The sequence below is a fragment of the Sphingomonas sanguinis NBRC 13937 genome (assembly GCF_001591005.1).
Taxonomy (GTDB): Bacteria; Pseudomonadota; Alphaproteobacteria; order Sphingomonadales; family Sphingomonadaceae; genus Sphingomonas; species Sphingomonas sanguinis.
In genome coordinates this window covers 91,218-100,429 of sequence record NZ_BCTY01000008.1, presented here as the reverse complement: position 1 = coordinate 100,429, position 9,212 = coordinate 91,218, and the positions used below count along the sequence as shown (strand labels likewise).

At 68.2% G+C, this 9,212-nt stretch carries 8 protein-coding genes; 5 read left to right on the top strand and 3 right to left on the bottom strand.

Features of this window, described 5'->3' with window-relative positions; translation table 11 throughout:
* Positions 1-56: 56 nt before the first annotated feature.
* The 3 genes from phbB to SSA01S_RS06365 form a co-directional block, all read right to left on the bottom strand.
* On the bottom strand, positions 57-779 hold the full coding sequence (gene phbB / locus SSA01S_RS06375) for an acetoacetyl-CoA reductase (protein ID WP_058751053.1): 723 nt from the start codon (positions 777-779) through the stop codon (positions 57-59).
* Between the two features lie 85 nt (positions 780-864).
* On the bottom strand, positions 865-1,878 hold the full coding sequence (gene hemH, locus SSA01S_RS06370; RefSeq protein WP_061779681.1) for a ferrochelatase: 1,014 nt from the start codon (positions 1,876-1,878) through the stop codon (positions 865-867).
* The gene (locus tag SSA01S_RS06365) at positions 1,878-4,091 is read right to left on the bottom strand and encodes a xanthine dehydrogenase family protein molybdopterin-binding subunit (protein ID WP_061779680.1); all 2,214 of its coding nucleotides are present in this window, start codon (positions 4,089-4,091) and stop codon (positions 1,878-1,880) included. The genes hemH and SSA01S_RS06365 overlap by 1 nt, the downstream gene beginning before the upstream one ends.
* 395 nt (positions 4,092-4,486) lie before the next feature.
* On the opposite strand from SSA01S_RS06365, the gene lgt reads away from it, so the two are divergent.
* The 5 genes from lgt (at position 4,487) to SSA01S_RS06340 (ending at position 9,207) form a co-directional block, all read left to right on the top strand.
* Positions 4,487-5,368, top strand: coding sequence for a prolipoprotein diacylglyceryl transferase (gene lgt / locus SSA01S_RS06360; protein ID WP_061779679.1), 882 nt, complete (start codon positions 4,487-4,489; stop codon positions 5,366-5,368).
* A 40-nt stretch (positions 5,369-5,408) separates the two neighbouring features.
* Positions 5,409-6,491 (top strand): class I SAM-dependent methyltransferase, encoded by a 1,083-nt coding sequence (locus tag SSA01S_RS06355; RefSeq protein ID WP_061779678.1) that lies wholly within the window; start codon positions 5,409-5,411, stop codon positions 6,489-6,491.
* Positions 6,488-6,997 carry a GNAT family N-acetyltransferase gene (locus tag SSA01S_RS06350; protein ID WP_061779677.1) on the top strand — a complete coding sequence of 170 codons (510 nt, stop codon included), beginning with the start codon at positions 6,488-6,490 and terminating at the stop codon, positions 6,995-6,997. The genes SSA01S_RS06355 and SSA01S_RS06350 overlap by 4 nt, the downstream gene beginning before the upstream one ends.
* On the top strand, positions 6,994-7,761 hold the full coding sequence (gene pgeF, locus SSA01S_RS06345) for a peptidoglycan editing factor PgeF (RefSeq protein WP_061779676.1): 768 nt from the start codon (positions 6,994-6,996) through the stop codon (positions 7,759-7,761). The genes SSA01S_RS06350 and pgeF overlap by 4 nt, the downstream gene beginning before the upstream one ends.
* 114 nt (positions 7,762-7,875) lie before the next feature.
* Positions 7,876-9,207: a cystathionine gamma-synthase family protein gene (locus SSA01S_RS06340; RefSeq protein WP_058717192.1), complete on the top strand. Its 1,332-nt coding sequence runs from the start codon at positions 7,876-7,878 to the stop codon at positions 9,205-9,207.
* The last annotated feature ends 5 nt before the right edge of the window (positions 9,208-9,212 follow it).

Genomic DNA, 9,212 nt, shown 5'->3' with positions numbered 1-9,212 from the left:
TCAGCGCTGCGCGCCGCCACCTCCCCTTGCAGGGGAGGAAAGCGAGCACCCATACATCAATACATATGCTGGCCGCCGTTGATCGACAGGGTCGAGCCGGTAACGAAGCCCGCCTCGTCCGAACAGAGGAACGCGACGCCGCGCGCGATCTCATGCGCCTGGCCCAGACGGCCGACCGGGATCTTGGCGACGATCTTTTCCAGCACGTCGGCGGGGACGGCGGCGACCATGTCGGTGTCGATATAGCCCGGTGCGATCGCATTCACGGTCACGCCGACACGCGCGCCTTCCTGCGCCAGCGCCTTGGTGAAGCCATGAATGCCCGACTTGGCGGCGGCATAGTTGACCTGGCCATATTGACCGGCCTGGCCGTTGATCGAGCCGATGTTGACGATGCGGCCCCATTTGCGCTCGCGCATGCCGGGGAACACCGCCTTGGCCATGTTGAAGCAACCGCCCAGATTGGTGTCCATGACCTCTTTCCACATCTGGTAGGTCATCTTCAGCAGTGTGCCGTCACGGGTGATGCCCGCATTGTTGACGACGATATCGACGGGCCCCAGTTCCTCGGCGACCTGCGCGACACCGGCCTGCACCGCGTCGTAATCGGCGACGTCCCACTTGTACGCCTTGATGCCGGTCCGTTCCGAAAACTCGCGCGCGCGTTCGTCATTGCCCGCATAATTGGCGGCGACGGTGATGCCCGCCTCCTTCAACGCCAGGCTGATCGCCTCGCCAATACCACGCGTACCACCCGTCACGATTGCGACCCGAGCCATCAAACCTCTCCCAATTGAGATTGTGGCATAAAATGGGCATGCGACATCCGCAATGCCCAAGACGGGCCGGACATGGAATATAACGCTACGGCAACCAGCCCTGAAGCTCGCGTTCGATCAATCCGCGAAGCATCGCGATGCCGGTCGGACTGTCGTTAAGACACGGGAGATAGGCGAAATGCGTGCCGCCCGCGCCCTCGAAACTTTCCCGTCCACGGATCGCCAGTTCCTCCAGCGTCTCGATACAGTCGGCCGAAAAACCCGGCGCCAGAATCGCCACCTTGCGGATGCCGCGCCCCGGCAGTGATTCGAGCACCGTATCGGTCGCCGGCTCCAGCCACTTGGCGCGGCCGAATCGCGACTGGAAGGCGACCAGCAATTCGCGGCCGTTCAGCGTGTCCTTCATCGCCTCGGCCAGCAGCCGCGCGGTCTTGCGGCAATGGCAATGATAGGGGTCGCCCAGCTCCAACGTCCGCTGCGGCATGCCGTGGAAGCTGGCGACGATCGCCTCGGGCTCGAAATCGAGCGTGGCGAGCTGCGCTTCCAGCTGGGTTTTCAACGCGTCGATATAGAGCGCATCGTCATAATAAGGCGGCAGGGTGCGGAGCGCGGGTTGCCAGCGCATCGTCGCCAGCTCCGCAAACGCCTTGTCATGGGCGGTCGCGGTCGTCGCCGCGCAATATTGCGGATAGAGCGGCGCGAGCAGGATACGCTCGCAACCCGCCTCCTTCATCGCCTTGACCTGGTCGCCGATGGCGGGGCGGCCATAGCGCATCGCCCAGTCGACCATGACGCCCGGCCCGAACGCATCCTTCAACGCCACGGCCTGTGCCCGTGTGATCGCGGCCAGCGGCGAACCATCGTCGCGCCAGACCAGCGAATAGGCATGCGCCGATTTCTTGGGCCGGGTGTTCAAGATAATGCCGCGAAGGATCGGCTGCCACAGCAGCGCCGGGATTTCGATCACCCGGCGGTCGGACAGGAATTCGCGTAAGTACCGCTTCACCGATTTCGGATCGGGCGCGTCGGGCGTGCCCAGGTTCATCAGGAGCACGCCGATCTTCGGGCGCGGGACGGGCGGATGGTCGGGGGGCAGCATCAGGCGGACAACTCCATCGGCAGGCTTCGTATCCGTGGGAAGCCGGACAAGGTGGCGAGCGCATTGGCGATGGCGGGCGCGAGCGGCGGCACCGCCAGCTCCCCCACCCCGCCGGGGCCCTCGTCGGAGCGGATCAGCTCGACCGTGATGTCGGGCGTATCGGCCAGGCGCGGCAGGTTCAGCGCCCCCAGCCGCGACGGGATGGCATAGCCTTGCTCGAACCCGACCGCCGCGCCGCGCAAGGCGGCAAGGCCGAAGATCAGCCCGCCCTCGATCTGCTGGCGCACGATGTCGGGGTTCACCACCCGGCCGCAATCGACCGCCGCGACCAGCCGGTCGACGATCGGGCGGCCGGCATCGTCGCGATGCGTCTCGGCCATGACCGCGATATAGCTGTCGCGAAAGCCATGGGCCGCCACCCCCTGCCCACTGTTCGCGCCGCCGCCTTCCCAGCCGCCGAGCGAGGCGGCGGTCGACAGGCACCGCGCCAGCCGGGGCCCCTCGCCCAGCAGGCGGATGCGCCATGCCAGCGGATCGGCACCGGCCGCGCGCGCGCACTCGTCGAGGAAGGACTCGACGATGAAGCAGTTCGCGACATGCGCGCCGCCCCGGACATGCCCGGTCGGAATCGGCAGTGGTGCGTCATGATGATGCACCGCCAGCGCCGGAATGGCATAAGCGGGCACTGCGCCGCCCATAGCATAGGCATCGCCCCGCCCCTGCCCCCGCATCCCCAGGCGGACCAGACCGGCGGGCATCACCCGATCGGCGAGATTCTTGCCCGTCGCGGGCGTCGCGATCCGCGTGCGCCAGGCGGCCAAGCTGCCCTGGTCCAGCCGCGCGGTCATGCGTGCCTCCACCGGCGCGCGGTACGCGTCGCGGCGCAGATCGTCGGTGCGCGACCATTGGACGTTGACCGGGCGCTTCAGCCGGGCGGCGATCATCGCAGCCTGCGCGACCGCCTCCTGCTCCAGCCCGATGCCGAAGCCGCCGCCGATCGGCATGGGATGGACGACCACCCGGTCCACCGCGACGCCCGCCGCCTGGGCGGCCACCGTCCGCGTATGTTCGGGAAGGAGCGTCGGGGCCCAGAGCTCCAGCCCGTCGTCCTGCCACGCCGCCACCGCCGCGCGCGGCTCGATCGGGGCATGGACGCCGGTGCCGACGCGGTAACGCGCTTCGATCAGCCCCCGCCCGTCCAGCGCGGAGGCGACGTCACCGCGCGTAAAAACGGTCCGACCGTCCTCCTTCAGGGCGGCCTCCAGCGCCTGGGCGATGCCCGCGCCGCTCGGCATCGGACCATGGGTCACCGCCTGCGGGGCTAGCGCATCCAGCCCCTTCTGCGCGATCCACCAGCTGGCGGCGGCCACCGCGACCCAGCCGTCACCTTCGATCACCTCGACGACACCCGGCATTTTCATCGCCACCGCCCGGTCGATGCGAATCGCCCGTGTCTCGCCCAGCGGCGCATGGCGGACCGCGACATGCACCATGTCGGGCAGGCGGATATCGGCGGTGAAATTGGCCGAGCCGTCGATCTTGGCGGGCGAATCGAGCCGGGGCACATCCGTCCCCGCCAGCCGCCCCGCGCCACCGCTGCCCAGCGGCAGGGGTTCGGGCACGGTCTCGCTCGCCGCCGCCTCGGCCAGTTCGGCAAAGCGCAACCGCTGCTCGCCATGGACGATAAAGCCGTCCCTCGCCTCGCAGCTATTCCAGTCCACGCTCCATCGGCGCGCGGCAGCCTGCGCCATCAGCGCGCGGGCAGTGGCGGCGGCGGCACGCGCGGGCTCCTCGAACATCCGCAAGCTGCTGGACCCGGCGGTCAGCATCACCCGGTCACGACGCAGCCATTCCCGGCGCACGCCCTCGGGCAGGCGGTCGAACGCCCCCTCGAACAGCGAATCGACCCCGACCGGATTGGCATAAAGCGGGCTGAGCGGCGCAGGCTCGACCGCGACCGTCCGCCAGTCCGCGCCCAGCTCATCGGCGACGACCTGCGCCAGTGTGGTGGCGATCCCCTGGCCATGCTCGGCCTGCGGCACCGCGACCGTGACGATGCCGTCGCGCCCGATCTTCAGCCACGCGCCAAAAGCCCGCTCGCCCGGCCCGACCGTCAGGTTGGGCGGGTAAGCACGCGGCCACAGGCCCCAGGCGACCAGCAACCCGGCCCCCACGCCCCCACCGACGAGAATGTTGCGCCTGCTCAACTCCATCGCGGCCAGCCTTAGCCGACAGGCATGGACAGACAAGCCGGGGGTTTGCTGTCTCAAAGCGAGGGGATCGATTGGTCGCGCGAAGCCACGACGCCGCGAAGAGTTTTGCGCGCAGAGGCGCGGAGGACACAGAGTTGTCCGGCCCCGCCGCAAGGCCAGTCCATATTCGTGGGGCGACATGGTTTGCCGATCGAAACGGCAGGAGGAGCGAGCCGCCAATCCCCCTCTGCGTCCTCCGCGCCTCTGCGCGAACCATTCTTCTTCGCGCCATCGCGGCTTCGTGTGATTCCAAATTGGGCCACGCACCCCCGCCCCCACACAGCACGGCACCGAACCCATGGTCTTGGTGTTGTCCCACGACCGCTCTATGAAGCGGGCCAGAAAGGGAAACGCATTTGATCCTCTCCATGCTTGCCGCCGCGGGTGGCCATATCCGGTTCGAGGATCTGGGGTTGCACCCGGATGTGTTCTCGATCGGCTTCTTCACGCTGCGCTGGTACAGCCTGGCCTATATCACCGGCATCCTGTTCGGCTGGTGGTATCTGGGCAAGATGCTCGACCGGCCGGGCGCGCCGATGTCGCGGGCCCATGCCGACGATCTGGTGTTCTACGCCACGCTGGGCATCATCTTGGGCGGGCGGATCGGCTATGTGATTTTCTACGCGCCCGAGATGTTCCTGCACCCCTTGCGCATCCTGCGGCTGTGGGATGGCGGTATGAGCTTCCACGGCGGGGCGATCGGCGTCGGCATCGGCGTCATCCTGTTCGCGCGCAAGCACAAGCTCAACTGGTTGCGCATCCTGGACTATCTGGTCTGCACCGCGCCGGTCGGGCTGTTCCTGGGCCGTCTTGCCAATTTCGTGAACGGCGAGCTGTGGGGCAAGCCGTCGGACGTGCCCTGGGCGATCATCTTCCCGCGCACCGTGCCGTTCGGCCTGCCCGATCCGGCGCGCCACCCCAGCCAGCTGTACGAGGCCGGGCTGGAAGGCCTGGTCCTGTTCGCAGTGATGAGCTTCGCCTTCTGGCGGACCAAGGCGCGGTACGATCCGGGCAAGCTGTCGGGGCTGTTCCTGCTGGGTTATGGCATTGCGCGCTTCATCGTTGAATTCTTCCGCGAGCCCGACCAGCAGCTGCGCGCCTTTGCGCAGATGACCGGGCTGCACATGGGCCAGTGGCTGTGCGTGCCGATGATCCTGGGCGGGCTGTACCTGATGAGCACCGCCCAGGCGCGGCGCGTGCGGGTCGAGCCGATCGCGGGGCCCGACAGCGTGTCCTGACGGGGTTGCAGGGCGCCGCGACGGGGGGCAATGCGGGGGCATGACCAACCCGCTGATCCCCCCCGCCGATCACAAGCCCGAGCCCGAGGACGCGCTGCCCGAACGGCTCGCCCGCGCCATCGCGCTGGCCGGGCCGATCCCGGTGGCGCAGTTCATGGCCGCCGCCAATGCGCATTATTACGGCACCCGCGATCCGCTGGGCGCGGGCGGCGACTTCACCACCAGCCCCGAGATCAGCCAGATGTTCGGCGAGCTGGTCGGCCTGTGGTGCGCCGACCTCTGGGACCGGGCCGGACGACCGGAGGTTCACTGGGTCGAGCTGGGACCGGGGCGCGGTACGCTGGCGGCGGATGCTCGGCGCGCCATGGCCAAGGCGGGACTGACCCCGACCATCCATTTCGTCGAGACCAGCGCGACGCTGCGCACCGCGCAAGGCGAGCGCGTGGCCGATGCCCAGTGGCATGACTCGGTCGACACGCTCCCGACCGACCGACCGCTGATCGTCGTCGCCAACGAGTTCTTCGACGCACTCCCCATCCGCCAGCTCGTCCGGCGCGGTGATGGCTGGCACGAGCGGCTGGTCGCGGCGCAGGATTTGCTCTTCCTGCCGATCGCGGGTCCGCCGGTGCCGACCGAGATCATTCCCGAACCCCTGCGCGAGGCCGAGGCCGGGTCGGTGATCGAGGTCTCGCCCGCCAGCGTCGCGGTGATGCGCAGCCTCTCCGCCCGGATCGCTGCACAGGGCGGTGCGGCGCTGATCGTCGATTATGGCTATGAAGGCCCCGCCATTGCCGACACGCTGCAGGCGGTGCGCGGCCATGCCTATGCCAATCCCTTCGACCGGCCGGGCGAGCAGGATTTGAGCGCGCATGTCGATTTCACGACGCTGGCCGCCGCCGCGCAAAGCGCTGGCCTCGCCGCCTTCGGCCCGGTGACGCAGCGCGACCTGCTGGGCAGCCTGGGCATCGACCAGCGGACCGCCAGCCTCGCCCGCGCCCATCCCGACCGCGCCGATGCACTACTCGCCGATCGCCACCGGCTGATGCAGGACATGGGCACGCTGTTTCGCGCCTTGGCGGTGGCGCGGCCCGATTGGCCGGTGCCTGCGGGATATGGCGAATGATCGCCTATCGCGATGCGGTGCCCGGTGACGGGCAGGCGCTGGCCGCGATGGCGGCGGCGTCCTTTACTGAGACCTTCGGCCATCTCTACCCGCCCGCCGACCTGAACGCCTTTCTGGAGGACGCCTTCGGCCCCGAAGGGCTGCCTGCCCAAATCGACCACCCCGATTTCGCCATCCGGCTGGCGAGCGATGGCGACGCGATCATCGGCTATGCCAAGGTCGGCCCCGTCGGCTTTCCCGGCACATGGCCTGCGGATGCGGCCGAACTCTACCAGCTCTATGTCCTGTCGAGCCATGTGGGCGCAGGCATCGGCCCCGCCCTGATGGACTGGGCCATCGCCACCGCCCGCGCGCGCGGCGCGAGCCAGCTGATCCTGTCGGTCTATGTCGACAACCACCGGGCCAAGGCCTTTTACACCCGCTACGGCTTTGTCGATATCGGCCGCTACGACTTTCCCGTCGGCGACACGATCGACGAGGACCGGATCATGAGGCTGTCGCTATGACCATCGAAACGCTCCATGTGCCCCAGCTCTCCCCCATGCCCCACGGCTTTCTCGGGCGGCGCGGCGGCGTGTCGGCGGGCATCCATGGCGGGCTGAACGTCGGGCTCGGCTCGGAGGACGATGCGGATGCCGTCGCCGAGAATCGCCGTCGCGCCCGCGACGCGGTGCTGCCCGGCGCGCGGCTCATCACCTGTTACCAGATCCATTCGGCCGAGGCGGTGACGGTCCTGACCCCGCCGGAGGAGGATGTCCGCCCGCATGGCGATGCGCTGGTGACCAACCGGCCGGGCCTGTTGCTCGGCGTCCTGACCGCCGATTGTGCGCCCGTGCTGTTCGCCGATGCGGAGGCGGGCGTCGTCGGCGCGGCCCATGCCGGGTGGAAGGGCGCGCTCGGCGGCATCACCGATGCCACCCTGCTCGCGATGGAGTCCCTGGGCGCCCGGCGCGAGCGCATCGCCGCCGCGATCGGCCCGTGCATCGCCCGCGCCAGCTATGAGGTCGATGCCGGCTTCCTGCGCCGCTTCGCCGAACAGGCACCGGAGAATGAGCGCTTCTTCGCCGACGGGACGAGGGCCGATCATTACCAGTTCGACCTGGAGGCCTATGTCGCGCATCGCCTGGCCGTCGCCGGGGTCGCGCGGGTGGTCGCGCTGGGTGAAGACACCTATGCGCAAGAGGACCGTTTCTTCAGCTTTCGCCGCGCGACGCATCGCAACGAACCCTCCTATGGCCGTCAGATTTCGCTGATCGGCATCCCGTCGTAAAATTCCCACCTACTCAGAGGGTATTTTACGACATGCCCTCGCCAAAGCCGTTTGTCGCGTTATCCTTGGGACATAGCCGCCGCCAGAGCGGCCCCCTGTCCCAAGGAGACCATCATGCCGACCGAATCCGATCTGACCGGCGTTCCGCCGCAAGACCCGGCCAAGACGGAGCGCAAGAGCGATGCGACCAGCATCGGCGACCGCAAGCTGAGCCCCGCGACCCTGATGATGGGCTATGGCTTCGATCCCGTCCTGTCCGAAGGATCGCTGAAGCCGCCGATTTTCCTGACCTCGACCTTCGTCTTCCCCAATGCGGCGGCGGGCAAGCGACATTTCGAGGGGGTGACCGGCAAGCGCCCCGGCGGGGCCGATGGCCTCGTCTATTCGCGCTTCAACGGACCCAACCAGGAAATCCTGGAGGATCGCCTGGCCATCTGGGACGAGGCGGAGGATGCGCTGACCTTCTCCAGCGGCATGGCCGCCATCGCCACCCTGTTCCTGTCGATGGTCCAGCCGGGCGACGTCATCGTCCATTCCGGCCCGCTCTATGCCGCGACCGAGACGCTGATCGGCCGCATCCTGGGCCGGTTCGGGGTGAAGTGGCTCGACTTCCCCGCCGGGGCCACGCGCGAGGAGATCGACGCGGTGCTCGCCCGGGCGGCGGCGACCGGTCGGGTCGCGCTGATCTATCTGGAAAGCCCCGCCAACCCGACCAACGCGCTGGTGGATATCGAGGCGGTAGCCGCCGCGCGCGATGCGGCCTTTGCCGATACGGATGAAAAGCCCCCCATCGCGATCGACAACACCTTCCTGGGCCCGCTCTGGCAGCGCCCCCTCAAGCACGGGGCCGATCTGGTCGTCTATTCGCTGACCAAATATGCGGGCGGCCATTCCGATCTGGTCGCGGGCGGCGTGCTGGGGTCGAAGGCGCACATCGCCACCATCCGATCGATGCGCAACACGATCGGCACCATCTGCGACCCCAACACCGCCTGGATGCTCCTGCGTTCGCTGGAGACGCTGGAACTGCGCATGAGCCGCGCGGGCGAGAATGCGGCCAAGGTCTGCGCCTTTCTGCGCCATCATCCCAAGGTGGAGAGGGTCGGGTATCTCGGCTTTCTCGAGGATACGCCCGGCCTGGAGCGGCAGGCGGATATCTATCGCCGCCACTGCACCGGGGGCGGATCGACCTTCTCGCTGTACCTGAAGGGCGGCGAGGCCGAGTCCTTCCGGTTCCTCGACGCGCTTCGCATCGCCAAGCTGGCGGTCAGCCTGGGCGGGACCGAGACGCTGGCCAGCCACCCGGCGGCGATGACGCATCTGTCGGTGCCCGACGATCGCAAGGCGGCTTTGGGCATCACCGACAATCTGGTCCGTATCTCGATCGGGGTCGAGGATGCGGGCGACCTGATCGCCGATTGCGAGCAGGCATTGGCGGCGATCTGAAGCCA